Source organism: Simiaoa sunii (genome assembly GCF_014337175.1).
GTDB lineage: Bacteria > Bacillota > Clostridia > Lachnospirales > Lachnospiraceae > Acetatifactor > Acetatifactor intestinalis.
Genome location: NZ_CP060633.1, coordinates 3,168,469 through 3,192,711 on the forward strand (window position 1 = coordinate 3,168,469; position 24,243 = coordinate 3,192,711).

The window sequence follows — 24,243 nt, forward strand, 5'->3', positions numbered from 1 at the left end:
CTATTCCTGCCATTTTTCTAGAATAACTTCATTTTCTAGAATAACTTAAAGATCTTCACACGGTCTTGCATCTTGGCTGCTCCCTCTGCCAGATTAACACTGATCGCGGTATTCTCTTCTGAGGATGCTGCATTGCCTTGTACCACGCCGGACAGCTGTTCAATTCCCTGACCGATCTGCTCCAAGGACTCTGCCTGGGAGTTGGCTTTCTCCATGGTGTTCTGTGCAATCTCTGCAAAGGACTCCATATCTGCAATGATCTGATTGAATGCGTCTGCTGTTGTTCTTGTAATGTTATTGCCCTTATCGATTTCCACTAAGGTCTTATCGATCAGATCTCTCGTATTTACAGCGGACTTTGCACTATCCGCTGCCAGCTTGCCGATCTGATCTGCAACCACCGCAAAGCCTCTTCCTGCTTCTCCTGCTCTGGCAGCTTCAATGGAAGCATTTAGGGATAACAGGTTGGTCTGGGATGCAATATCCTCGATATCTGTGATAATATTACCGATCTCCTTGGAGATTTCTGTAATGTGCTCCATTTCCGTGAGCAGCTCATTCATTTTTTCTTTTTCTTCGTTTGCCTTATTTGCAGAGGCTTTTACACGTGCAGATGCGCTCTGCGTTTCCTTCGCTGTATCTGCAGCCAGATCCACGACAGTGTCAATGGTGGCATTCAATTCCTCGATGACTCCTGCCTGCTCTGTTGCACCATCCGCCAGGGATTTTGATGCATTTTCCACCTCTGATGCATTTGATGATACCTGTTCTGCCAGATTGCTGATCTCGGTCAGGGTACTGTTAAAGCGCTTCAGAATATACAGCAGTGATGTCTTCAATTCTGAGAAATCGCCCAGGAAATCCGTAATGTCATCACCATTTCTGGTCAAGTCACCCTGTGCGATTGCCTTTACCTCCACAGAGATCTCGCTGACATAATCTGCCAGAATACCCATGGCTTCTTTCAGATTCCTGATGGTACCACCCAGCTCATCCTCAGACTCATAGGTAAGCATTTCTACGTTGGACAGTTCGCCCTTGCGCAGGCTGGCAACTGCTGCCTCTATCTGTTCTACCGGCTCTGTAATGGAATTGGTAATGATCCTTCCGATCAGTGTTGTCACTACAGCAATCGCAAGACCCGATGCCACGATCACAACAAATATGATGATGGTGCATACATTGGCCATGGTCTTTGCCCGGTCTAATTCTACCTGGAACTCATTACGCAATGTAGTTAATTTCTCAGCAAATGACGTATACTCTTCATACACCTCTCCGGTCATCAGTTTCGCTGCTTCCTGCTGTTTGCCCTCACGGCTTAATTTCAGAATTTCATCCGAAGCAGCTCTGTATTCTTCCCATGCAGTGTTTGCTACGTCATAATCATCCCGTCCTTTTTGAGCATCGCTGTCTGCAGACATGATTGCCTCCAGATTCGCATCAGTCTCCTGGATCTGACTCTCCAGCTTCTGAATTTCTTCTTCGCAGGAGGTCATAACAGCATCATCTGATTCTACCAGATGTTGATACTGTTTGATTCTATATTTCGCAGTCATTGTTTCCAACTCCTGCAGATCTTCCAATGCCGGAGACCAGACCTCCGTGATCTTCTCTATATTTGAACGGATCACTAATGTCGAGATCAGTGCCACTAACACTAAAAATAATGTCATAACAAGCACTGTCATTCGATATACTTTTAATTTTCCTGCAACCTTTAAGTTAGCTATACGCTTTTTGATCTTTTCCATGATAGTTTTCCTTTCCTTTGTAAATTTTCAATTCAACTTCTATGTGCTTAAACGTCCGTATTATAGCACAGTTGATTGGAAAAATCTATTAAAAAATATAATTTTTTTTACCAAATATTAGTGATTCTATTGCAATAAACTGGTGAAAATTGATCAATTCTATCTTACATATGATCTTTTTCGGTTATTTTACGAATAACACGGCATGGGTTTCCGGCCGCCAGACTATAGGGAGGAATATCTCTCGTCACAACACTTCCTGCTCCTATTACGCATCCCTCCCCTATGGTAACACCACCACAAACAACCACATTGGATGCCAGCCAGCAATTATCTTTTATAGTGATCGGCTTCGCATACTCAAGAGTATAAAGGCTGCCATCTTCTCTTTTCCTGACATTACGCTCCTCAGGCAATAATGGATGCATAGGAGTTGCCAATGTAACATTAGGACCGATCATCACATTATCCCCTATATGTATTTCACCTACGTCTAAGCATGTGAAATTAAAATTAGCAGAGCTATATTTTCCGAAGTAAGTATGACATCCATAATCAAAATAGACCGGTGCCTGCAAATACGGAAGCTCCTCTGTTGCCGGCAATAATTCCCGCAATATCTGTGCCTGCACTTCTTGCTGATCTTCATCTGTTAAATTATATCTTCTTGCTAATTTACGTGCATGCAAACGTAATTGTTCCAATTCGTTATCCGATGAATCATACAACTCTCCGCTTAACATTTTTTCTCTTTCCGTCATTTCTGATAGCCTCCTGATTCCAATTTTCCTATTGCTATATTCGCTGATCAAGGTCGCGCATCTTCAATTGTTTAATATACATCACCTTGCTGGCTACTGCAAGCAGTACGGCAGCTATACAACCTGTGACATATAGTATATCAGCTTTGCGATCTCATTCCTGTTTTAATTCTGCCTGATCCATAAATTGCTGCTTCCTTACAGCATATTCCTGCTTTCTTTCATCCGGAAGCTTTCGATAGATCTCTTCAAAGCCTGCTTCCGCATCCTCTGTCCCATATACAGGCTGCATCACTTCACTGTAAAGCCACTCATCCCACAATGCTTCAAACAGTTCTTCTGCATTACGATATACCTTATTTCTATCGAAGCAGGATTTCTGCTCCCTATAATATGTTAAATATACAAATCCAAATTCACCTGCATCCAGGACACAGGTATCACCTAACACATCATACAATTCCTGGAACACTTCTGCAACTTTTTTACATTTGTCATGATCTTCTTTTGAGTACTTTTCTCCCATGCATAAATACCTCATTTCTTGGAATATCTATCATTTAACTTTTCACTATCATTATTGTATTTATTCTTTACTGCATGGAATAATATATGTATAATTATATCGAAGAATTGATATGAAAGGAAAAAGGATAGCGCTTCCCGCCTTGCGGCTACGCTATCCTTTTTCTATACATTTCTATACATGATTGTTACCGGGGATACAACCCCTTACTTTTTTGATGAGTATAACTAACGGACGCTCTCAGCCTCCCACTCCACTACAGCTCCACTGGATGCATCGATCGTAAAGTCATATTCCGTTCCGCCATAGATGATCTTGCCTTCGTATTCCGGACGTCCATCGTCATAATCGAATTCCCATTCGTAGATGTCCTTTTCCGTTGCACCGCTTACACTGCCAAGTGCTGTCTGCTTCGCATCTGCCTCACTGACAGTAACATTACTGCTATTGCTGCCACTCCATCCGGATGTTTTTTCATCGTATCCGGAACTTAAAATCTCACCGGTATCCACGGCTATTTCATAGTCGTACTTCTTACCGCCTGCGTACCATTCAATTTCATATACCTGGCGTCTGCCTTCATAGTCCAGCTTTGACTTGGTGATCGTTGCATCCGTTGCCTTCACTCCGGCATGCTCAAGAGCTATCTTCTGTGCCATTTCCTCATCCACTGTGCCGGTTACCGTCTGCGCAGTAGCTGCGGCAGAACTCTGCGTTGTGGCAGAATCGGCAGCGGGGGCTGTCGTCTCCGTCTGTGCCTGGGTATCTACCGCATTCTTCTCCTGGCTGCTTGGCTGCTGATTTATCACTGGTTTACCGCCACATCCGGTCATAGCCACTGCCAGGGACAGTGCTGCGCCGGTTAAGATCAATTTACGTTTCATCATCTATCTTTACCTCCTTCTATTCAAAGTGAATTGCGTAGATTGTAGCAGGCAGCCATATCCATACTCATATCAGCAATTCACATTAATCATTTTCGTTCAAATACATATTCCGATTCAGATGACAAATCTCTTCTGAAAGTATATCCAAGTCTGTCAAATTTTCGTATCTCTTCAGGATTCTCAATTTCTCTTTCTGCCATGAACCGGACCATCTCCCCTCGGGCCATTTTGGCATATGTCCCTTTCGTTACCAGTTTATTTCCCGATAACTCACAAAAGGAGACCGTAATATAGGTATCCTTAGGTGTCAGATACTTTTCTATGCATTTTGAGTATTCTTTTGATGCCAGATTAATGATAACCCTGCTGTCATCAATCACTGAACGATATAATCTCTCCCCCCAGTAATCATACAGATTTTTTGAATCTCCTATCCCGACCTTTGCCTGCATTTCTAACCGGTACGGTGTCACCCCATCCATTGGTTCCAAAACACCATAAAACGCAGACAGGATTCTCAAGTGCTTTTGTACATATGCAAGCTGTCTATCCTCAAACACAGCTGGTGCCATATACTGAAATGCGATTCCTTCATAGGATAATACTGCCGGAGTAAGTCCACGGTACAGATCCATAGTTTCCAGTCTGTGAAAGTTCTGTTCGGCAATTTTATCGTTACATTTCCAGACTGCTTTCAGCTCCTCTTCGGACTGACTCTTCATAAAACTCAATATCTCTGCTGTCTGATCCATATGTTTTGGCACGTTAACCGGTGCAAGGCTGTCCGTATCGCTTACCATCTTTTTTGCTGGAGACAGTATGATTTTCATCCTTCTAATTCCTTAAGCATATTTTCAGGGTCATCTGTTGCTTTGACTTTATCATTAGCCTTGATGATGACTCCCTGTTCATCGATAAGATATGTGGTCCTAACAACGCCCATAGATATTTTTCCATAGTTTTTCTTTTCTTTCCAGACATCATAGGCTTCAATAACTTTACGTTCCGGATCAGCTAAAAGTGTAAATGCCAGACCATATTTTTCTTCAAATCTCTTATGAGAAGCCACGGAATCTTTACTGACTCCAAGAATGACCGCACCCTTTTCCGCAAACTGCGGATATCTCTCTGAAAAACCGCATGCCTGTTTCGTACATCCTGGTGTGTTATCCTTTGGATAAAAATATAAAATCACTTTTTTGCCTGCATAATCACTTAATTTATGCATTACACCGTCCTGATCCGGCAATTCAAAATCGGGTGCTTTTTTTCCTGCTTCTAACATATATGTTTTCCTCCACTTTCTTATCTAATTTGGTTTTTACATTATAATACATCACCTTGCTGTGATAAAGTCTTTTTTGATGTCAAGAAACGCTTTCATGTCTTCCAGGATATGATACAACATGGACCGGTTTTCAAATTCCTGTCGTGTGACCGGGAGCTGCTGCTGTTCATAATGGTGGTGCAGTCTCTCTAACTCCGACAGCAGGGTTTCCACATTATTTTGTTCTGCAAACTCATCGGCAGTCTGCCGTATAAAATCTGCCAGTGCTTTTCCCTGCTCCGGCGTAGTGGTCAGGCGGATGATGTCCGCATATATTCTTTTCAGTATCACGCACTGTCTCGCTCTCATCTGCATATATTCATAATAGTAATCATCCTCTGTGATCAGATGATTATTCATATATCGCAATGCCTCTTTTTTCAGATTCACAAGCATTGCATCCAGTTCATCAAAGCAGCTTCCGGTATAATCCGTCTTATCCTCCAGTTCTATGTAGATCGCCATTCTGTGTAAGATGTATACGATTTTGTCATCCACGGTTTTCTGATACTCTAACAGTTGTCTTCTGCCATCCGGCATATAGAGATTCCACAGTGTGCCTATCCCCGCTCCGATCATAAGAATCAGAAATTCGTTCAGAATCATGGACGGACTGCAGCTCTTTGCTGAAACATAATGCGTACAAAGCACTGCAATAGGAGCAATCGCTTCCTTCATGTCTAATGCCATGCAGCTAAACAGATATGGGATCAGTACAATACCGAATGCCCATACGTGATATCCGGCAAGCGGAAAGATCACTGCTGACAAGATCGTCATGATCACAAATATGATCATGCGCTTCGCTGTTATCCGCACAGTTTCCTTCTTCGTATCCTGGATCGTCAGGAGAGTGATAATTCCTGCGGCATACGCAAACTGAAGCTGCAGGGCTGCTGCAAGCAATACGGCCGCTACGGAGCCGGTAACATATTTGATAAGTTTTATGGTTTCCTCAGTTTTCATTTTCATAGGCATGGCTTTTGCAAACTAAATTAACTGTTCATAATTGGCGAAATAACAGGCTTCCCTTCTCTATCCAATAACGGTGTCAAACCTCCGAATGATTCCCTTATAAAACTCTACCGCATCTTCCAGATCTTGATCATTTGGATGCCCCTTTGCAATCCCTCCAACCAGCTTGAACGGACCTTGTGCCATGGCTTTTCTGCCATTATAAACTATCTTCCTGACTTTATCTTATCATGCTAAAAATACCAGTGCAATGAAATTTCTCTGTATTTTCACCATTATTTTTCGTAGAATATAATTAAAATGATGGTTTTTTAGGCAATATAAACAATCATTTTAATGGTTTCTAATTTGCAAATCAAAAAGCTTCGGAAGGATTTACATCTGACATAGAAAGACTTTGCCGAACTGATCAACTGTTCCAAACCCACCGTAGAGCGTTGGGAGCGAAGTGAAGAGGTGATCCGTGGACCGATTGTTCCTTTACTCAGGATATATGTACCCTGATCGATGTGAATGAGCCGGAACGAAAAGTAAAAGTGAAAAATTATACAGATAAAATTATGTTCCGCGCTTTCGGTGTGGTTGAAACTCCGGATTATGATCAATACCTGGAGTTTCTTGAGTCAAGATGTTTCCCGTCCAGCAGGGATAAAATGAAACTGATACTGAAAGATCTTGACTTGCCATTTTATGATCCGATGATGATCATTGAGAAAACAGAAGGTCGAATGGCAGAAGATGATTTCTGGATTCGTATAGAAAGGTAGATACATGATAGAATCACCAAAAAAGACGTGACTGAATTACTTGCAAATGCAACATCCTACCCGGAAGAGATCCGCAGCCGGGTGGAAAAGATTTTATCTGCCCAAATGCGTAAATACGCGTATCTTTTTCCCTGACACAATCGAAAAGGCCTCAGAAATATTACATTTCTGAGGTCCTTCAGCACTTTGGATAGTCTACCAAATAAAATCAATCCGTTATTCCTCTACGTGCATTCGATAACCATTGAGAAAATGCCTGGGACTGTTTTTCGGCTGTTTAATAGTATGGTTCTGCATTTATAAATAGACCCACAATTTCCATATCATCTTTTCCGAAAATTTTTTCTCCATTTAGCCACACGTTCCCCTGAATATAATCTTCTTGATTTCCCCAGATATAATACGCTGTCTTTCTCCGCATCTCTACCGATACTAATTCGCCATTCGTAAAATCGCTCAAATGCACCAGCATTCCCGTACCGATATATTTATAATCTTTTTCTATTGGTGCATTGTAATATCGTATCCCATAATCTCCCAGGCATAATATCACAAGTATGAGGATTCCTCCGAAAATAATTACTATATATTTTTTCTTATTTTTATTCCAATACAAAACCTTTACCTCCTATACCTACGGCGATTGTATTTTCAAGCATTCTATCTCTTCAATATTCTTTCTAATTGCCTCTTTATCAGATTCAGAAGGCACAAACTTCTCATTGTCATTTTTTACCTCTATTTCTGTAAAAAACAATCCTCCACCTATAATCTCGATATTACTATTTTCCATAAGCATTACTAACTATCCCTTTAACTGTTAGTGTTCCATATGATGAAAATCATATATTTTCCCTTTTCATAAAACGTAACGTAATATTTCCTATGTATTGTTACAAAAGTACTCCGAAAAATCAATAGTCTTTTGTGGCACAACATTAGCACTAAACTGTCCTCGCATGGCACGGCTTTGCGATCTTCACTGTCACTTTACTATGCTACAATCCCATCTTTGGCTCTATAAAGTGTCAAAGATGGGAGAAGGAAATCTTGTTTTGATGAGTATTGATGCCTTTGAAAAAAGGGAACAGACACTGCAGCTACATGCAAATGTCTTACAAGCCGAGCAGGAACGCATAGACGGTGCTCCTATGTGATTTTGTGTAATTGGGTGGATGGATTGAATAGTGCAGAGAAAAGATAAAAAGAAAAGAGAAAAAGAGAGGGGCCTCGGCACCCTCTCCCGATATAGAAGATTATGCTACCTGTGGATAGTCAATAACTGCAATTTCCTGCATCAATTTCTTTGCCATATTTACAATCGTTTCAAGTCGCTCAGCAACTTCGTCCGTATAATATTTTTCTCCACACTGCTCACATTCAAGGCATGGAACATTCTTAATTACAATAATGCAATTTTTATAATTTACGACGTGTGTTGTTGTACTATTTATGGTTGTACTATTTTTGCAATACATACACATATCCATCACCTCTTTCTTCGTGTCTTTAAATCATCTTCAAATTTCTTTGTATCTGGATAGTACGCTGTTATGATATATATATTTATATTATCACAACCTGCAACAATATGCAAAATCCGTCCATTTACATTATATCCAAAAATCAGACAGCTTGGATTAGGAAAATCATCTGGATAATCCTCTATGATTTCGCCGGTTGCAATTCCATTTTTTACGTCGGCACGACTGATATCTCTTTCCTGCATTCGCTGTAAACAATGCTGTGTCCAGAGAATTTTTGATTCAGCACACAATTGTTGATATATTTCTAAATTCATTCGTTCCCTCCTTAACATTGTTGTAATCTATAAATATTATACATCAATCGTTGTTTTTATATCAACCCGAACGTCAGCCAATGACACTCCGCTCCCCAAGTTTGAATGTCATTACCGGAGAGAACTGGCTTGTGCTGCCACCTTCCCAGATTCCGTCCTTTTCATGATAAAGTGTTGGAGTAAATTTTTCAGATTTTTCTAGTTTAGAGTAATCAACATTCTTCATAGAATCATATGAAAATGTATTTTTATCTTCTCCTTTTGGAATTTCATAAGAAGAAAGTAAAATTCCCTTTTCTATTTCCATGATAAGGAAAAGATGTGGAGATGCATGACGTTTTCCATTTATCGAACACTATTTCTCTTTTGCTTTTGCTATACTGGCGATATCTCCCACTCCATTCAATACCATTGTCGGAAGATAAGCATAAGTTTTGAGTGTGTCCTTCGTTGAACATCCAGAGAGAACCAATACAGTAGACATACCACTTTCCATTCCTGAAATCACATCTGTATCCATACGGTCCCCAACCATTACTGCTTCTGCTGAATGACATCCAAGCATATTTAATCCAGTTCTCATCATCAGTGGATTCGGTTTTCCACAGAAATATGCCTGTGTTCCTGTTGCCATTTCTATAGGTGCAATCAATGCACGACAAGCAGGAGCAATGCCGTTCTCAATCGGTCCGGAAACATCTGAGTTTGCTCCGATCAGCTTTGCACCTTTCAGAACTAAATTCGTTGCTTTTGTTAATGTATCCAATGAATAGGAACGTCCCTCTCCCACAACAACATAATCCGGATTTACATCATTCATTGTGATACCTACATCATAAAGTGCATTTAACAGGCCGGCTTCTCCTATCACAAATGCCGAACATCCTGCCGCCTGTTCTTTTAAAAATGCGGCTGTTGCCAATGCACTGGTATAAAAATGTTCTTCTGGCACATCAAGTCCCATCCTAGCCAGTTTCTGATTTAATTCTCGTGGTGTATATCCACTGTTATTTGTCAAAAATAAATATTCTTTCTTTTCATCATGTAGCCACTGAATGAATTCTGGAACACCTGGCAATATCTGATTGCCATGATAAATTACACCATCCATATCACAGATAAAGCCTTTTTTCTCATTAAAATCAATTACTGATTTTCCCATATTCATATATGTCCTGCCTTTCTTTCTCTTTAGAGTATGCCTTGTTCTTTCACTTCAGAAAAATCTGTTTTCTACGACCATTTTAACATTGTATCATCCATGCATAAAATCAAAGTAATTTTTTCTATCTGCAGAACATTTTATGACTGCATATCCTTCACACATGTACTTCGATAGTCACTTGGCGAAATTTTATATCTTTCCTTGAATACCCGGTTAAATGTCCTCTGGCTTTCAAATCCACTATCCAGGCAAATATTTGTAATAGAATCGCTCGTATTTTCCAAGCGATGACATGCATAGTTCAACCTTGCATCATTAAGATACTGATTGAAATTTCTATGAAAGATTTTGGAAAAGAGTCTGGATAAGGCATATTTACTCACACCCAGGTCTTTTGCCATTTCTTCCAATGATAACTTTTTCTTGAAATTTGCTGATATATAGGAAACCGTCTGGTAAATAAGGTCTTTGCTCCCCACATGACTCTTCTCTACTAGATTCAGTTTTCCTATGCAGCGCGCAAACACAATTTGAAGATATGCCTGTGCAACAGTAATATCCGACTGTTCTGTCTCTAAAATTGCATTTATAACCCTATATACCTCTGATTCAACCTTTTCCGCTGTGATGACTGGGTATTCAGGAGCCATGGATTGCATGATATCTGCAAATTTGGCAATCGTAAATGGCGATGCAATCAGATAAGTCACCGTATTTATCCCTGGTGTCAGTACCTGATAGTGATGAATAATATTTGGAAATACAAAGCCTATATCTCCTTTTTCCATATGGTAAAGTTCCTGTCCGACACCAAGCTCTAATGTCCCACTCGTTACACAAACAATCTCCAGTGCATTATGAAGATGTGGTTCAATATGTTTTGACTTCCTATTTATTGCTATGATCTCCTCTTTTGTGTCAACATATTTTAATTGCATGAAATACTCCCCTTTGCAACATTTGTCTATATCTTCTTTCGATTTGGCAAGCAATTCTTTTACACCCATCTTATAATCAACTTGTAAATAAGGAAAGGAGGAATTACAAATCTAATTCATGTCCGATTTATCTGTTACTTCATCTGCAGCAATTCCTTTTTCTGCTTTCAGTTTTTTATTTGCATCTTCAACATTCATTCTTGAAAGTGCAAACATAATCAATACATCCAAGATTAACGGAAGCCAAAGATACATGAACTGCATCATATCAAGTGCAGACTGTGGCTGAGTTGCATTTGTTCCGACATATCCACTGAGCTCAAGCATCCACCCAACAACAGCGGTTCCAATACCTCCACCGATTTTTACACCAAGAGAAGTACAAGAGTACATCGTTCCATCAATTCTCTTTCCCTGTGTAAGATAAGTGTATTCAGAGCAGGATGCAATAACAGCATTCATATCTCCCTGCCATGGTCCCTGACCTAAGGCTGCAAGAGCTGTAAACGCCATCATCAGCGGAACACTACCCATATATCCGGCAACAACAACAAGTGCTCTACCGATGACTGCTAAGACATAACCTCTTAAGTTCAGTTTATACATGCCTTTCCACTTACCAACTAATGTCGGTGTAAAAATCAGGGCAATAATCAGTGGAATATTTACTGCCCATGCAAATTGTCCAAACAAATTCTTATTTTTCAGTACCCATGTCATGTAATAAATGCCAGCTCCAATCATGGCACCATATAATTGCTGTAAAATATATGTTCCACAAATCATCATGTAATATTTGTTTTTGACAAGAAGCTTGAATGCCTGTACCATTCCATACTTTTCATTATCATTCTTTACTTCTCCTTCATTAAGTTCCTCCTCCGGAAGTTCCTTAACAGAAAGTGCTGAAATCGTATTTACGACCAGACCAATGATTGCATAGATAATAGCAACCGTTCTCCATGCCGCAGCATCTCCACCGCATTTATCTACAAATCCAACTGTAATCGCCTGAATCAGAAGACTTGTTGAAAATGCAAAAATAAAACGGTAAGATCCCATCTGTACACGCTCTTTGCTGTTCTTTGTAATCAGTGACGTAAGTGCTGAGTAAGCAATATTGTTTGCTGTATAAAACACGCCATTTAACAGTGTATATGAAATAAAGAACCATGCATATTTAGCCGTTGTTCCCAAACTGACCGGTACTGTAAAGCAGCAGACCAGCGTAATGGCACAACCAATATATCCGTATAGCATCCATGGCTTCGCTTTTCCCATTTTACTGTGTGTTTTGTCAATCATTGATCCAAAAAATATATCCGTGAAACCATCAAATAGTTTTGATACGGCAATCAGGGTACCTACAACACCTGCAGCAAGTCCTACTGAGTCTGTCAGATAGGGCATCATGAAGGATGTCAGGAACGCATAGACCACATTTCCTGCGATATCACCCGATCCGTATCCGATTTTGTTATACCATTTCAAATACTTTTTTTCTTCCATCGAATTCTTTTGCTCCTCATATTCATCACACTTAGAATCTCAATATGCCTAACCGCATGATATCTAATTCTTTTTTTTCTCTGTTTTGTCTGATTGCTCTGTATATCCGGACTTTACATTACAATCAGACTCTCTTTCCTTGTTTACGGGTTACATGAGACTTTATTATCCCTTTACATACGGCATCAGTGTAAACTGGAACCGGAATAATACATCATCAAATCGGTACTGCTCCAATACAACCGGTCCACAACTATTAGAACCAATGCCATTTAATGCGTAGTCAACACAAAATACCACACTATCTGATTCTATTAATTCATAATTATGCGTTTTCTTCTCAAGTTCTTCCTGTGTATAATAAGAAGCATTGAATGAAAATGCCTTTTCTGCGGATGCCACAATTCCATATCGGCTGTTGTTAAGCTCTACATATTCACAATCGTAATGGCTTCCATTTTCCTGTGGACGGATATAGTCCTCATGTAAATCCCCTACATTTGCCCGGTACAGACCGTGACTCGCTGCCTGATGCTTGTCACGATAGCTCTCCTGTGGTCCCATTCCAAAGTATCTGGCATCTGAAAGTTTTTTATCCAGGAACATTCTCACACCAAATCTCGGAAGATCTGGGAATTCTCCATCTTTTGTTGCTTCTATGTCTGCATCAATCTTTCCTGAAGCATCTATTTTCCATGTAATCGTCACATCAAGAATCTTCTGCACTGTCTCTGCCACAACAGAAGCATGGCTTACAATCTTCACACCATGTTTTCCCTGCACAACCTCTGTCGTATAAGCTCTTGTATAAGCCTTGTCATAGTGGGCTTTTTTCCATTCAGCTTTGATATACATATCGTTATCTGTTGGTGCTCTCCAGATATTTAATTCCATCGGATGGTTCAAATATTCCCTTCCTGCAAATTTCATCTCTGTAAAGAGTGCAGTACGTCGGTCGATGGTATACGCAAATTCACGACCTTTGATGTGAATCTGTGTATCATTTTCATTTACCTGTAATTCAGAGTCCACTGCTGTCTTTTGCATCCATTTCTCTGCAAGTTTACATTTAGCATCATCTTTACTTACCTCAATTTCATCAAATCCAAGAATATGGTCTTCATCCAACAGTGGCAATTCTTTTTTCAGATGGTAAATAAGTTTTAAATAACATTTCCCATTCTCTGGCACACTGATCTTCAGGTTTGTTTTTCCTTCCCCGTGTGGTACCACAGAAAATTCCGAAAGTATGTCTTTGCTGATCACAAGACCATCCTGTGTCAGTTCATAACTGATCTTCACATAATCTTTCAGGTCATCAAAATCCATGTAGTTGTGAAGCACCAGCTCTCCACTTTCTTTATCATAGGAAACAACTCTTACAGGGCGGTATACATTCTTGTATTCCAACAGTCCTGTGTGTACAGTTCTGTCCGGATATACCAATCCATCCATACAGAAATTGCCGTCATGGATCTCTTCTCCATGATCTCCTCCATAAGCATAGATTGTCTTTCCATTCTCGGCAGTACCATGAGCAATTGCATGGTCACACCATTCCCAGACAAAACCACCACACATTTTATCGTTGTCCTGAATCATTTGGAAATAATCTTCAAAATCTCCAGGTCCATTTCCCATACTGTGACAGTACTCGACTAGAAGGAATGGCTTGCTTCCGTCCTTGTCCAGATATTCCTGAATTTCGGAAAGTGCCGGGTACATCCGGCTGTACATATCCAGATTGCTGTAATCATATGTTTCATCATAATTACGGTATCTTGCACTCTCATATTGTGTGATGCGGTCTGGATCATAATTCTTTGTCCATTCTAGTGCTTTTTCAAAGTTGCAGCCATAAGCACTCTCATTTCCCATTGACCACATAACAATACAGAAACGGTTTTTGTCACGTTCCACCATGAGTTTTACACGATCAACGATTGCCTCTTCCCATACCGGATCATCTGCAATCTTCTCATTCCATCGCTTGAACCGATTGTAATCGGTGTCTTCTTTTCTGTAAATCATAAATGGACCATGAGCTTCAATATCTGCTTCATCTATCACCATGAATCCATACTTGTCACACATTTCATAGAAAAATGGTGCGTTCGGATAGTGGCTGGAACGGATCGCATTAAAATTATGCTGCTTCATTAACGTAAGATCGGTTGTGATCTGTTCCAGACTGATTGTAAATCCCGTAACCGGATCGGAATCATGTCGATTGACTCCACGGAATTTAATCTTCTGTCCATTTAGATAAATGACCTGGTCTTTAATCTCTACCTTTCTTAATGCAATGTGATCCACAATTACTTCATTTTCTGTTTCAAGAATCAGTTTATACAGATATGGATTTTCTGTATTCCAAAGTTCCGGACTTGCAATTTCTAATACAGCTGTTCCTTCTTCATCAATACTTCCTAGTGCTACAACTGCTCCATTTTTATCTTCAATCGAAATTTTTACATTTGTTGGAGAGTAGAATTTCACATCAAGTTCTACCTTTGCAAGTATATCCTCAATCTTTGATTTTATATGATAATCGCTGATTGCCTGCTCTGGACGTTTCAAAATGTACACATCCCGGAAAATACCACTCATACGGAATTTGTCCTGATCTTCCAAATAAGAACCATCACACCACTTCATTACCAACACTGCCACCGTATTTGTTCCATCCTGAAGTACATCTGTAACATCAAACTCACTGGTCATATGGGAAACCTGGCTGTATCCTACATAAGAACCATTGATCCATACATAAAAGCAACTGTCTACTCCTTCAAAGTTCAAAAAAGCTTTTGATGCCTTCTCATCTCTACTGTACTCAAAATTATGTACATAGGCTCCACACGGAATATCCTGCGGCACATATGGTGGATCAAATGGAAACGGATACCGGATATTTGTATACTGATGTGTATCATATCCTGCCATCTGCCATACACTTGGAACCCGAATCTCATCAAAATTTTCTGTATCATAATTCTTCTCAAAGAAAGAATCCTTAATATTATAGATGCTGGTAAAATACTGGAATTTCCAAGTTCCGTTTAATAACTGCATACGGTCTGATTCTTCCCTGTGTTCCACCAAATTATCCATTCTTTTGGATGCTGGAATATAATAGGCTCTGGCCGGCATTGTGTTTTCGTGCAGTACGTTTAAGTTTTCATAATAACGTGGTACAATCATAAATAGCTCTCCTTCAATACATATACTTTTTTGTTTTTTGCTTTTCTAAAATAAACCTTAATGCTTTACTTATATGCTTGCATTCCTTTGTTATGTTATATATAGCTTATCTTATTCTGCAAAATATGTCTATGAATTGGATTGGATAAAATATGCACTAAATGATACAATAATAAAAAGTGTGAAAAGAGGTGCTGCTCTATGTATATGAATACCGGTTATCTGAATCACTCCCACATGGATTTCAAAAACAAAAGTCGTCCACTGATTGTAGGAAGCTGTGGCACTTATCGCCTTTCCAGCTATCCAAAATTGCCAACCTACCGTCCAAAGGGACGCCTGGATTATCAGATCATCTATATCACTGCTGGTTGTGGGCATTTTCATTTTGACAATGTAGATAACGAAACGATTGTTCCCGCCGGTAATATTGTGCTGTACAGACCGAAGGAACTTCAGAAATATGAATATTATGGAGAAGATAAGACAGAAGTATACTGGATTCATTTTACAGGTAGCAATGTAAAAAATATCTTGCGTCAGTATGGATTTCCGGATAAAGAACGAGTTTTCCAAATCGGCACATCTATGGAATATGAACGGATTTTCAAGCGTATTATCATAGAGCTTCAACACTGTCAGAACGACTATGAGGAAATGCTTGTTCTTCTGCTTCGTCATCTGCTAATCAATTTCCACCGAGAACTGACACGGGAACATATTCTGAAAAGCGAATACCTGGATCAGGAAATGAACACTGCAGTTACCTATTTCAGCGAAAATTATAATCAGAACATCAACATAGAGGATTACGCAGCCTCACGAGGAATGAGTGTCAGCTGGTTTATCCGGAATTTCAAAAAATACACCGGTTCCACACCAATGCAATTCATCGTAGGAACCCGGATCAACAATGCTCAGATGCTACTTGATGCAACAACCTATTCCATCAATGAAATCTCTAAAATCGTCGGATATGATAACCAGCTATATTTCAGTCGGCTTTTTCACAAGCTGAAAGGATATTCACCGAGAGAATACCGAAAGCTGAGAAATAAATTCTGAAATCCACAAAGAGGATACCATCGAATCATCAAAACAATGATTTGTGGTATCCTCTTCTCACTTTTGCAATTCTTATTTTACAAACTCACTCCTTGTTCACCATATATCAGTGCAACCAGTTATAAGGAGATCTGTTTCCTTTCTCCTGCTTTTCGGATTCTCTTTGTGGGATATTACCTTCCGCCGCTTCCTGCGTCGCATACAACCTGTTTTCCCGCAACCTGATGCCACCACCGTCCTCAAACCGTAGCGTATAGAACTCTCCACTTTTCTTGGTTACGATTGCCTTTCTCACAAATCGGTTACTCTCTAGGAAGAATACTGTATCCCAACCTCATACTTCATAGCTTATCACCTCAAGTTGCTACTTCTGAATGATTCCTTTATAAAATGTTACCGCATCTGCCAGATCTTTATCATCGGGGTGTCCTTTTGCAATCCCTCCAATCAGCTTGAATGGTCCGAAGGTATCGTACCCCTTACAGGAAAATTTCCCGACAACCTTCCCCTGCTTGCTTTTTACAACTTCTTCTATTGACTGGAATGCCGCACTGCCACCGCAGGTGCAGAGCAGAAATACATTTTTATTTGCCAGTAAATTGGCTAAAGCGAAATTTAGTACTGTCTGATGAAATTTTCCATAATATACCCCGGAAGCAAAACCAATCAAGTCGTATCCTGACAAATCTCTTTCTTTTTCCTTCGTGGCATCGATCAAATCTACCACATTTTCCCCGGCGATTGCTTCCACCACCTTTTTGGTATTTTCATGGTGCACCGATGCATAGATAATTGCTGCTTTCATGTACTCATTCTCCCTTGTGTAAATCCATCTCATTCTGGATCCAGGTCATAATCACATCTACCAGATACTCCTGTTGCACCTGGCTCAGTTCCGCCCTGGCTGCATCTTATGCCATTTCCGTATGCACTCTCTGCAACACGTTGCCGTTGCGTACTGTTCAGTTCTTTGTCATGCCCAGCCTCTATTTCCGGTTCTTATATTCTGCCTTCATTTTTTCGATGGGATTGATTCTCTTAATTTGCTCTGCTTCCACGACATCCTTATCCAACTCCATCAGCTTGTTTACCCTCATGTGCCGGTTATTGTGACTGTCTTTTTTGCTGGCATTTTCCCACGGCAGCTTTCCCGGTCCATTATACACCTCGTATATGTTACCGTTCTTCTTCATATACAATACAATTAGATAGTCCGGTTCGTGGTTGATTACAATATCATCCTGCTGCGAAATCTTAATCTGTACCTTTCGTCCTTCGATTTCCCCATCATGAATTTCTGCAGATGCCCTGTACAGTTCAATTCCATAATAATATGCAGCCATCACTTCGCCGATACTTCCTACCAGATGTCCGTCCAGGGTAAAGTGTCTTCCAGGGAACTCTGCTTCCAGCTCTGCTACGATTTCTACAAGTTTCTGCACCTGCGTTTTAACGGCATCCATTTTTTCTTGTGTGTAAACAATCTTATCCATTATATGTTACCACCTGTATTATTTGCCTCCACAATTGCTACAGTGACATTTTTCACTTACATATTTTTCGATGCTTGTACCCCTTCAGTCTGATCCCTTTTAGTCTGCCTCCCGATATAGGTAAACCATACCATAATACACTTCCATCCACAACTATTATAGGAAATTATAGCACAATCTGTCTGATCTTACTTTGAGCAGAGCACCCATCCCCAGAAGATGATAAATCCAAGCGGGGGGAATATCAGCGATACTAAAATGGCAAGGATCACGCAGATTGCTGCAACAACTCCGGAACAATCAAAACTGTGTCCATAATTTCTGTTATCACAGTTACAATAAGGTCCTTCACAATGGCTGTCATGGTGAGCGTTGAAATCATATCCGTTATTCATAAATCCCATCCTTCCTTAAATTTAAAGCTTTGTTTGTTTTGTTAAGTCTTCTGATGCTATAAAACTAGCGTTTTTTGTGTCCCATATTCTGTACACATAAAGTGCTATCCTCAGTGTAATTCAAGAAAAAATAAGAAATTTCACAGAGTGCAGACAGGAGCAGACACAAATGACAGTGTAATGGCTTTGCTGTATAATGAGGAGGAATACACATGGAAAGTAAAAAGACCTCTTTCTGGATCACATATCGGGATTCGGATTCTTCTCCCACAGATTCAGACACCTATGGGAAGTGGGTATGTACCTTTACTGACAGATCAAGGATTGCCCAGATCTGTCAGGATGCTGTGGCGGAACACATCATACCCGAAAGCAAGTACACGGATGCAGACGCGGGACAGTGCTGTTTTTACTTAAACGGAACAGATCTTGCCGCGCAGGAGAAAGTTTTACGATACCTGATCCTAAACGGTCTGATCCCTGAGACAGTTTATGGGCGACTCGACAATATCCCATTTGAACTGGAAAAGTGGACTGGCAGGGCTTCGACTGTCCTGTTCTGTCTGGATCACTTTATGAACCTCTATACCGGAGAATTTATTATTTAATAAAGGATGAATTAACATGAGCGTAGAATTAAAATTACCACCGATCTATCACAGAAATGGAAAAGACTGTTATCTGGATCCGATCAGGCAGAAGTTAATCTATATCACGCCGGAGGAGACCGTCCGGCAAAAAGTAATCTCATATCTGACAGATACCCTGAAGGTGCCTTCCGATATGATCGTTGTAGAACAACACCTTTCCCATTATGGACTGAACACAAAGAAACGTGCCGATATTGTAATACACAAGCCGGATAAGGACAGTTATTTACACGGCGGTTCAATCAACTTAACAAGTAACACACCTTTCAGTATAGTAATCTAACATAGAAACTAATCCAAAACGGGTTAGTCTTTCTTTATTTATTGCAAAATTCATAACTCTTCGCTGACAAACATATGCTATTCGATTACCCGTATAGGCTGTAATCCTTGCTGTATCCTTATCTACTCCGAGTTTTATCAAGTTATTTATGCGGTTCTGCGGGGTTTTCCATTGTTTCCAAATGCACATGCGCAGTCTGCAACGAATTCTTGCGTCCATCTCTTTACAAAGTGTTTTCATACTAATCTCCATTCCGCCGCCTTCAGCCGGCGGCACAAATAGTAATGAAAGTGTTTTAACTCTTTACGTTGTGCTTTAAAATAGTTTGTAAGAAGCTACACTACAAAGCACGGGAGGATAAGTTGTAACAACTTTCTTCGTTTTAGACAGCATACTAATCAGTGTAAGTTCTGCCTTTTCAAGCACAAATAAGTGGTATTATGAATCCGTACACTAAGAATTGTTTAAGCACCTTGGTTTAATTGTGTGGCAGTTCAGTCAATGGCTTCTTATTATTTGTGAAAGGAGTCCGTCTATGAAAGTTACTTATCCGCCACATTTACTCTGCTACTACAAAAGTGATAGTTATTAGATTTCGTTGTTCTTTGCCAACTTATCTCTCGTAGCCTAGCCTTATATGTGATTTCTGTCCGTCGGACCGGAGATTTGCTTACAGCTTCCTTCAGATTCCACCTCACGGTGGACACCCTTGCTGTTCGGCTATACACTTCCCACTATCTGGGCGTGTTCGGGACTTACACCCGTTAGAGCGCGCCCATGGCGCGCAAACAAAGAAAAGAGAGGGGCCTCGGCACCCTCTCCCGATACAGAAGAAAAATGTTGCCCCTCTCATAAGTTCTACCTTCTACCTTTTTATTGTCTCAACAATATGAATCATTTTCTCTAAGCATTGTTCAAAAAAGAAACGATAGCTTTCGCAATAATAATTTGCATATTCTCCTTTAGCAACATCAAATTCCCTATTTCTTCGACAGCCCCCTCTGCATAGTGTATGGAACTTACATTCTATGCAGTCTTTTGCAGACTTTTGCGACTGCTCCACAAATGCAATTGATTTTCGCTTTTCATCAATCTCTACCAAACGGTCACTATTAAAATTGCCTAGTCTGTATTCATCTAACATATAAAAATCGCACGGATACACACTACCATCGGCTTCCACCACATTCTGTATACCACAGATTCCTCGTTGTTCGCAGGATTCCGGCTGATATCCAAGCAGAATTCCTATATAGTTTTCAAATTGTCTTATATAAGGATGTTCTCCATTTTTCCAATCCTCGTACCATAAGTTAAACAACTCTACTAAAAACCGTCCATATTGTTCAGGTTTTAAGGCAAATGAACTTTTCCCCCTAATTTCCCCCAACGGATCCAAACATGCAATATACTGTTGATATTTCCATCCCTGCCTCTTATAATAATTATATATTTCCGTCGCATGATAAGCAGCATTCTGTGTTACTACCGTCAGAATATTGTAATCCACTCCATATTGATCCATAAGATCTGCCGCAGACTTAATCCGATCAAATGTAGGATTTCCATTTTTGTCATGACGGTACATATCATGAAGCTGTTTTGTACCATCTATTGATAACCCAATTAAAAATTGATTTTCTTTGAAAAATTTACACCATGCATCATCTAGCAGATATCCATTCGTCTGCAAAGCATTATTCACCCGTATTCCATGCTTGTTATAATGCCTCTGGTATTCCACAGCTTTTTCAAAAAAAGCAAGTCCACGCAAAGTAGGCTCACCACCTTGATATACATAGCTTATTAACCCTTCAGCATGAATCATAGTCTTTCTAATAACATTTTTTAGTGTTTGTTCTGACATAAACCCATACGAATCCTGTGACCTTTTTTTCATTTCATCACAATAGAAACAGTAATCACATTGCATGTTGCACATCCCTGATGCAGGTTTTATCAGTACGCTGATTGTCGGCATATCATCCTCCCTATATTTTTCTTATATAAGTGCTACTAATACTTTTAATACCCCAGCCAATATCATCACAAAAACAGGATTCCATTTTGTTTTCCTAAGCAGTACCACACTGATTGCAAAAATCAGCACCATGTCCCATTTAATTCCATCAATGTTGATAATGCCACTTCCCCAAAAAGCCGTGACAAGTATCAGCACACCTGCAGAAGCGATCATAGAAACCACTGCCGGTCGCAGGGAATACAATATTCCCTGCAGCGTGTCCAAATTCCGATATTTTAAATACAGTTTTGCCAGAATTGTAACTATAATGCATGACGGCAGGATGCAGCCGAGTGTAGCCACAACCGCTCCGGGAATCCCTGCGATTTTCATCCCTACAAAAGTTGCAGAATTAACAGCTATCGGTCCCGGTGTCATCTGTGAGATGGTGATTAGATCCGTAAACTCTGTCATAGTCAGCCACTCATGAGTATTGACCACCTGTCCCTGGATCAGTGGCATGGCTGCATACCCGCCTCCAAAGCTGAACATTCCTATCTGAATAAAGCTCCAAAACAATTGTAAATAAATCAATTTTTAGTCCTCCATCCGGAAGTAAGCGTTCTGATCACTCCGATCAATCCACAGGTGATGATAATATAAATGACATTCACCTCAAAAAAGCATGCAGCAATAAATGCTCCTGCCATAATGGCAATAGACAGTGTATCCTTTTCCTTTATAACAGGTGTCCCCATGTCTAACGTTACAGACGCAATTACCGCACCAACTCCTGCCTGCATTCCTTCCAGCAACTGGCTGATCAGCCAGTTACTCTGAAAGGCTTGATAAAACACGGAGATCACCGTAATAATAGCAAAAGGCGGTAGCACCGTTCCAAAAATAGCCGTGACAGTCCCCGCTATACCTGCCAGCTTGTAGCCTACAACAATGGCTCCATTGACAGCAATGGCTCCCGGAGAGGATTGTGCAATAGCCACCAAATCCAACATTTCGTTTTCTTCTATCCAGTGACATTCATCCACAAACTTTTTCTTCATCAAGGTTACAATAACATAGCCTCCACCAAAGGTGAACGCACTTAAATATAGCGTCGATAGAAACAGTCTCAATAGTATTTTTTTCTTGTTTTGTTCTTTCATGGCTAGTCTCTCAATATATTTTAAAATACTACATTACCTATATGCAGAAAACGATGCGATTTCCTTTATAACTAAGTCATCGCATCATTTTCTGTACTCTCTTAATTATTTATGCACTTACTTCAATGTCTCGTAATCCGCATCCGTGTAGTCTTTCGTCGCATCCCAGTTAGGAAATTCCAATGAACTATAATCCATTCCAACTGCCTCCGAAGCACGCTTCCACTCTGTAGTTGTATCATTTGCCAGTGTCTTTAATGCACTGTCATAATCAGTAATACTCTGGGAAATAATGCCCTGCACAATTGCTCCTAAGCTAGGCTGTACATCCTTTACTTCTGCATAAAAATCATTTGCTTTCTCATCTCTCTTTACTAAAGTAGGAACTACTCTGGATGTTTCCTCTGCAATTGTGTAGTATTGTTTCATATGCTCATTGGTCATGTATTTTTCATTGATTTCCGGAATACAAGACACAAAACTTCCACTTTCCACATTGCTCTGCTGATATCCATATTGTTCATCATACAGTGCCATTAAATATTCAGCTGCTTCCTTGGGATGTTTGGACTGCTTATAGATACCCATCCACGGAGATAATTCACCTGCCTGAACATAAGTGTTTGTTACTCCGTCAGGAACAGGAACTGCCATAACTCCATAATTCAAATCCGGATAATTTGCATCCCACTGGGATACACACCACATTCCCTGGCAGAGGAATGCCGCCTGTCCCTGTGCAAATAATTCTCTTGCCTCCGGAGCACTTATATTGATAGTATCCGGATGAATACTTCCATCATCTACCAGACCTTTAATAAATCCAAGCGCATCATTCATTTCCTTGCTGTCGTAAGGCGCCACTCCATTATCCGTCAGCACTTTCTGCGTTGCAGCTACCTTACCACCAGCTGCTGCAGCCAGGGATCTTGCCATAACGTCCATACGGTTCATCTGTTTTCCGCCATCAATCAGACCATAAACATTGCCATTCCCCATCTCTGTAACTTTTTTACAGGCTTCTCTAAACTCTGAATATGTTGTGGGAACCTCCGTAACACCTGCCTGGTTCAAAATATCCTTATTATAGAAGAATAAGCACTGAATGATTGGCATCTGTTCTGTAACTGTATACCATTCATCCCCAATATCAGTAACTCCCTCTGCAAAGGCTTCCGGATCAAATTTATTTCGGAATTCATCGGTTACATAATCGTTAATCGGCTGGAACCACCCTTCTTCTACCGCTGTATTTAAAGTAAGTCCCACCGGAATCGGAAACAAATCAGGTCCCTCACCAGATTTAATCATAGTAACAATAGTATTTTTGAATTGATCTACTGTAAGCATAGTATATTCAATTTTAATATCAGGGTGTGCTTCTTCGAACTTCTTATGAAACTCCTCTCTTTGTGTAGCAGATCCATCGCTCCAGTCAACAACCCGAAGTGTTATTTGCCCATCGGTGTTCTCTTCTGTTGCTGCTATGACACTTGCATTTTCGCCTGTTTCATTTCCATTACCTGTTGAGGGCATTGCACCACATCCTGCCAGGGTTGTTGCTGCAATTATAGCAGTCAATAACAGTGTACCAAGTCGTTTTAATTTCATTTCTTT

Annotated in this window: 27 protein-coding genes and 3 pseudogenes; 3 read left to right on the plus strand and 27 right to left on the minus strand. The window is 40.2% G+C overall.

The window, feature by feature from the left end:
- Positions 1–35 precede the first annotated feature (35 nt).
- The 17 genes and pseudogenes from H9Q77_RS14625 to H9Q77_RS14705 form a co-directional block, all read right to left on the minus strand.
- Complete coding sequence (locus tag H9Q77_RS14625) at positions 36–1,754, minus strand: methyl-accepting chemotaxis protein (RefSeq protein ID WP_118693347.1); 1,719 nt, start codon at positions 1,752–1,754, stop codon at positions 36–38.
- 164 nt (positions 1,755–1,918) lie between these two features.
- A complete protein-coding gene (locus tag H9Q77_RS14630; RefSeq protein ID WP_022153480.1) occupies positions 1,919–2,515 on the minus strand; it encodes a sugar O-acetyltransferase in 597 nt (198 codons plus the stop codon).
- 154 nt (positions 2,516–2,669) lie between these two features.
- Positions 2,670–3,041, minus strand: coding sequence for a hypothetical protein (locus tag H9Q77_RS14635; protein WP_249326025.1), 372 nt, complete (start codon positions 3,039–3,041; stop codon positions 2,670–2,672).
- Positions 3,042–3,268: 227 nt separating this feature from the next.
- The gene (locus H9Q77_RS14640; protein ID WP_227063391.1) at positions 3,269–3,928 is read right to left on the minus strand and encodes a PepSY domain-containing protein; all 660 of its coding nucleotides are present in this window, start codon (positions 3,926–3,928) and stop codon (positions 3,269–3,271) included.
- 86 nt (positions 3,929–4,014) lie between these two features.
- A complete protein-coding gene (gene yaaA, locus H9Q77_RS14645; protein WP_249326026.1) occupies positions 4,015–4,758 on the minus strand; it encodes a peroxide stress protein YaaA in 744 nt (247 codons plus the stop codon).
- Positions 4,755–5,213, minus strand: a complete 459-nt coding sequence (gene bcp / locus H9Q77_RS14650) for a thioredoxin-dependent thiol peroxidase (RefSeq protein ID WP_118547768.1) — start codon at positions 5,211–5,213, stop codon at positions 4,755–4,757. Before bcp ends, yaaA begins: the two co-directional genes overlap by 4 nt.
- 51 nt (positions 5,214–5,264) lie before the next feature.
- Positions 5,265–6,227, minus strand: a complete 963-nt coding sequence (locus tag H9Q77_RS14655) for an aromatic acid exporter family protein (RefSeq protein ID WP_249326027.1) — start codon at positions 6,225–6,227, stop codon at positions 5,265–5,267.
- A gap of 23 nt (positions 6,228–6,250) precedes the next feature.
- On the minus strand, positions 6,251–6,310 hold the full coding sequence (locus H9Q77_RS16975) for a hypothetical protein (protein WP_408641175.1): 60 nt from the start codon (positions 6,308–6,310) through the stop codon (positions 6,251–6,253).
- A 964-nt stretch (positions 6,311–7,274) separates the two neighbouring features.
- Positions 7,275–7,613 carry a hypothetical protein gene (locus tag H9Q77_RS14665; RefSeq protein WP_118547770.1) on the minus strand — a complete coding sequence of 113 codons (339 nt, stop codon included), beginning with the start codon at positions 7,611–7,613 and terminating at the stop codon, positions 7,275–7,277.
- Positions 7,614–7,631: 18 nt separating this feature from the next.
- Entirely contained in the window at positions 7,632–7,790 is a 159-nt protein-coding gene (locus tag H9Q77_RS14670; protein WP_249326028.1) for a hypothetical protein, read from the minus strand.
- A 463-nt stretch (positions 7,791–8,253) separates the two neighbouring features.
- Entirely contained in the window at positions 8,254–8,481 is a 228-nt protein-coding gene (locus tag H9Q77_RS16865; RefSeq protein ID WP_022153071.1) for a type II toxin-antitoxin system MqsA family antitoxin, read from the minus strand.
- A 5-nt stretch (positions 8,482–8,486) separates the two neighbouring features.
- Positions 8,487–8,798, minus strand: coding sequence for a DUF4258 domain-containing protein (locus tag H9Q77_RS14680; RefSeq protein ID WP_022153072.1), 312 nt, complete (start codon positions 8,796–8,798; stop codon positions 8,487–8,489).
- An 88-nt stretch (positions 8,799–8,886) separates the two neighbouring features.
- Positions 8,887–9,147: pseudogene (locus H9Q77_RS14685) on the minus strand (hypothetical protein); the annotation flags it as partial.
- 6 nt (positions 9,148–9,153) lie between these two features.
- On the minus strand, positions 9,154–9,966 hold the full coding sequence (locus H9Q77_RS14690) for an HAD-IIA family hydrolase (protein ID WP_118547771.1): 813 nt from the start codon (positions 9,964–9,966) through the stop codon (positions 9,154–9,156).
- Between the two features lie 134 nt (positions 9,967–10,100).
- Positions 10,101–10,901, minus strand: coding sequence for an AraC family transcriptional regulator (locus tag H9Q77_RS14695; RefSeq protein ID WP_118547789.1), 801 nt, complete (start codon positions 10,899–10,901; stop codon positions 10,101–10,103).
- A gap of 111 nt (positions 10,902–11,012) precedes the next feature.
- Positions 11,013–12,410: an MFS transporter gene (locus tag H9Q77_RS14700; protein ID WP_022154196.1), complete on the minus strand. Its 1,398-nt coding sequence runs from the start codon at positions 12,408–12,410 to the stop codon at positions 11,013–11,015.
- Between the two features lie 165 nt (positions 12,411–12,575).
- Entirely contained in the window at positions 12,576–15,614 is a 3,039-nt protein-coding gene (locus tag H9Q77_RS14705; RefSeq protein ID WP_022154197.1) for a glycoside hydrolase family 2 TIM barrel-domain containing protein, read from the minus strand.
- A 201-nt stretch (positions 15,615–15,815) separates the two neighbouring features.
- Between H9Q77_RS14705 and H9Q77_RS14710 the strand changes: the two genes are divergently transcribed.
- On the plus strand, positions 15,816–16,679 hold the full coding sequence (locus tag H9Q77_RS14710; RefSeq protein WP_118547772.1) for an AraC family transcriptional regulator: 864 nt from the start codon (positions 15,816–15,818) through the stop codon (positions 16,677–16,679).
- Positions 16,680–16,785: 106 nt separating this feature from the next.
- On the opposite strand, the gene H9Q77_RS14715 is transcribed toward H9Q77_RS14710, so the two are convergent.
- The 5 genes and pseudogenes from H9Q77_RS14715 to H9Q77_RS14735 all read right to left on the minus strand — a co-directional run bounded on the left by H9Q77_RS14715 (position 16,786) and on the right by H9Q77_RS14735 (position 18,567).
- A complete protein-coding gene (locus H9Q77_RS14715; protein WP_118547773.1) occupies positions 16,786–16,974 on the minus strand; it encodes a hypothetical protein in 189 nt (62 codons plus the stop codon).
- Positions 16,975–17,043: 69 nt separating this feature from the next.
- The gene (locus H9Q77_RS14720) at positions 17,044–17,484 is read right to left on the minus strand and encodes a flavodoxin family protein (protein ID WP_118547774.1); all 441 of its coding nucleotides are present in this window, start codon (positions 17,482–17,484) and stop codon (positions 17,044–17,046) included.
- Positions 17,485–17,488: 4 nt separating this feature from the next.
- Positions 17,489–17,640, minus strand: a pseudogene (locus H9Q77_RS16870) (DUF4186 family protein); the annotation flags it as partial.
- A 25-nt stretch (positions 17,641–17,665) separates the two neighbouring features.
- Positions 17,666–18,172, minus strand: coding sequence for a DUF6998 domain-containing protein (locus H9Q77_RS14730; RefSeq protein WP_118547775.1), 507 nt, complete (start codon positions 18,170–18,172; stop codon positions 17,666–17,668).
- Between the two features lie 188 nt (positions 18,173–18,360).
- On the minus strand, positions 18,361–18,567 hold the full coding sequence (locus tag H9Q77_RS14735) for a hypothetical protein (RefSeq protein WP_118547776.1): 207 nt from the start codon (positions 18,565–18,567) through the stop codon (positions 18,361–18,363).
- A 212-nt stretch (positions 18,568–18,779) separates the two neighbouring features.
- Here H9Q77_RS14735 and H9Q77_RS14740 point away from each other — a divergent pair, with 212 nt between their 5' ends.
- Positions 18,780–19,175, plus strand: coding sequence for a hypothetical protein (locus H9Q77_RS14740; protein ID WP_118547777.1), 396 nt, complete (start codon positions 18,780–18,782; stop codon positions 19,173–19,175).
- Positions 19,176–19,191: 16 nt separating this feature from the next.
- The gene (locus tag H9Q77_RS14745; protein WP_249326030.1) at positions 19,192–19,500 is read left to right on the plus strand and encodes a type I restriction enzyme HsdR N-terminal domain-containing protein; all 309 of its coding nucleotides are present in this window, start codon (positions 19,192–19,194) and stop codon (positions 19,498–19,500) included.
- Here the strand turns inward: H9Q77_RS14745 and H9Q77_RS16980 are convergent.
- The 5 genes and pseudogenes from H9Q77_RS16980 to H9Q77_RS14765 all read right to left on the minus strand — a co-directional run.
- A pseudogene (locus H9Q77_RS16980) lies at positions 19,465–19,743 on the minus strand (group II intron reverse transcriptase/maturase); the annotation flags it as partial. The gene H9Q77_RS14745 and the pseudogene H9Q77_RS16980 sit on opposite strands and share 36 nt — an antisense overlap.
- Before the next feature lie 622 nt (positions 19,744–20,365).
- Entirely contained in the window at positions 20,366–21,481 is a 1,116-nt protein-coding gene (locus H9Q77_RS14750; protein ID WP_118547779.1) for an anaerobic sulfatase maturase, read from the minus strand.
- A 21-nt stretch (positions 21,482–21,502) separates the two neighbouring features.
- Positions 21,503–22,057 carry a chromate transporter gene (locus H9Q77_RS14755; protein WP_118547780.1) on the minus strand — a complete coding sequence of 185 codons (555 nt, stop codon included), beginning with the start codon at positions 22,055–22,057 and terminating at the stop codon, positions 21,503–21,505.
- On the minus strand, positions 22,054–22,626 hold the full coding sequence (locus tag H9Q77_RS14760) for a chromate transporter (RefSeq protein ID WP_118547781.1): 573 nt from the start codon (positions 22,624–22,626) through the stop codon (positions 22,054–22,056). The genes H9Q77_RS14755 and H9Q77_RS14760 overlap by 4 nt, the downstream gene beginning before the upstream one ends.
- Positions 22,627–22,743: 117 nt before the next feature.
- On the minus strand, positions 22,744–24,237 hold the full coding sequence (locus tag H9Q77_RS14765; RefSeq protein WP_118547782.1) for an ABC transporter substrate-binding protein: 1,494 nt from the start codon (positions 24,235–24,237) through the stop codon (positions 22,744–22,746).
- Positions 24,238–24,243 lie beyond the last annotated feature (6 nt).

Excerpts from the sequence above, each read along its gene's own strand:
- H9Q77_RS14625 (WP_118693347.1), bottom strand. The coding sequence starts at position 1,754 with ATGGAAAAGATCAAAAAGCGTATAGCTAACTTAAAGGTTGCAGGAAAA.
- H9Q77_RS14630 (WP_022153480.1), bottom strand. The coding sequence starts at position 2,515 with ATGACGGAAAGAGAAAAAATGTTAAGCGGAGAGTTGTATGATTCATCG.
- H9Q77_RS14635 (WP_249326025.1), bottom strand. The coding sequence starts at position 3,041 with ATGGGAGAAAAGTACTCAAAAGAAGATCATGACAAATGTAAAAAAGTT.
- H9Q77_RS14640 (WP_227063391.1), bottom strand. The coding sequence starts at position 3,928 with ATGATGAAACGTAAATTGATCTTAACCGGCGCAGCACTGTCCCTGGCA.
- yaaA (WP_249326026.1), bottom strand. The coding sequence starts at position 4,758 with ATGAAAATCATACTGTCTCCAGCAAAAAAGATGGTAAGCGATACGGAC.
- bcp (WP_118547768.1), bottom strand. The coding sequence starts at position 5,213 with ATGTTAGAAGCAGGAAAAAAAGCACCCGATTTTGAATTGCCGGATCAG.
- H9Q77_RS14655 (WP_249326027.1), bottom strand. The coding sequence starts at position 6,227 with ATGAAAATGAAAACTGAGGAAACCATAAAACTTATCAAATATGTTACC.
- H9Q77_RS14670 (WP_249326028.1), bottom strand. The coding sequence starts at position 7,790 with ATGGAAAATAGTAATATCGAGATTATAGGTGGAGGATTGTTTTTTACA.
- H9Q77_RS16865 (WP_022153071.1), bottom strand. The coding sequence starts at position 8,481 with ATGTGTATGTATTGCAAAAATAGTACAACCATAAATAGTACAACAACA.
- H9Q77_RS14680 (WP_022153072.1), bottom strand. The coding sequence starts at position 8,798 with ATGAATTTAGAAATATATCAACAATTGTGTGCTGAATCAAAAATTCTC.
- H9Q77_RS14690 (WP_118547771.1), bottom strand. The coding sequence starts at position 9,966 with ATGAATATGGGAAAATCAGTAATTGATTTTAATGAGAAAAAAGGCTTT.
- H9Q77_RS14695 (WP_118547789.1), bottom strand. The coding sequence starts at position 10,901 with ATGCAATTAAAATATGTTGACACAAAAGAGGAGATCATAGCAATAAAT.
- H9Q77_RS14700 (WP_022154196.1), bottom strand. The coding sequence starts at position 12,410 with ATGGAAGAAAAAAAGTATTTGAAATGGTATAACAAAATCGGATACGGA.
- H9Q77_RS14705 (WP_022154197.1), bottom strand. The coding sequence starts at position 15,614 with ATGATTGTACCACGTTATTATGAAAACTTAAACGTACTGCACGAAAAC.
- H9Q77_RS14710 (WP_118547772.1), top strand. The coding sequence starts at position 15,816 with ATGTATATGAATACCGGTTATCTGAATCACTCCCACATGGATTTCAAA.
- H9Q77_RS14720 (WP_118547774.1), bottom strand. The coding sequence starts at position 17,484 with ATGAAAGCAGCAATTATCTATGCATCGGTGCACCATGAAAATACCAAA.
- H9Q77_RS14730 (WP_118547775.1), bottom strand. The coding sequence starts at position 18,172 with ATGGATAAGATTGTTTACACACAAGAAAAAATGGATGCCGTTAAAACG.
- H9Q77_RS14735 (WP_118547776.1), bottom strand. The coding sequence starts at position 18,567 with ATGAATAACGGATATGATTTCAACGCTCACCATGACAGCCATTGTGAA.
- H9Q77_RS14740 (WP_118547777.1), top strand. The coding sequence starts at position 18,780 with ATGGAAAGTAAAAAGACCTCTTTCTGGATCACATATCGGGATTCGGAT.
- H9Q77_RS14745 (WP_249326030.1), top strand. The coding sequence starts at position 19,192 with ATGAGCGTAGAATTAAAATTACCACCGATCTATCACAGAAATGGAAAA.
- H9Q77_RS14750 (WP_118547779.1), bottom strand. The coding sequence starts at position 21,481 with ATGCCGACAATCAGCGTACTGATAAAACCTGCATCAGGGATGTGCAAC.
- H9Q77_RS14760 (WP_118547781.1), bottom strand. The coding sequence starts at position 22,626 with ATGAAAGAACAAAACAAGAAAAAAATACTATTGAGACTGTTTCTATCG.
- H9Q77_RS14765 (WP_118547782.1), bottom strand. The coding sequence starts at position 24,237 with ATGAAATTAAAACGACTTGGTACACTGTTATTGACTGCTATAATTGCA.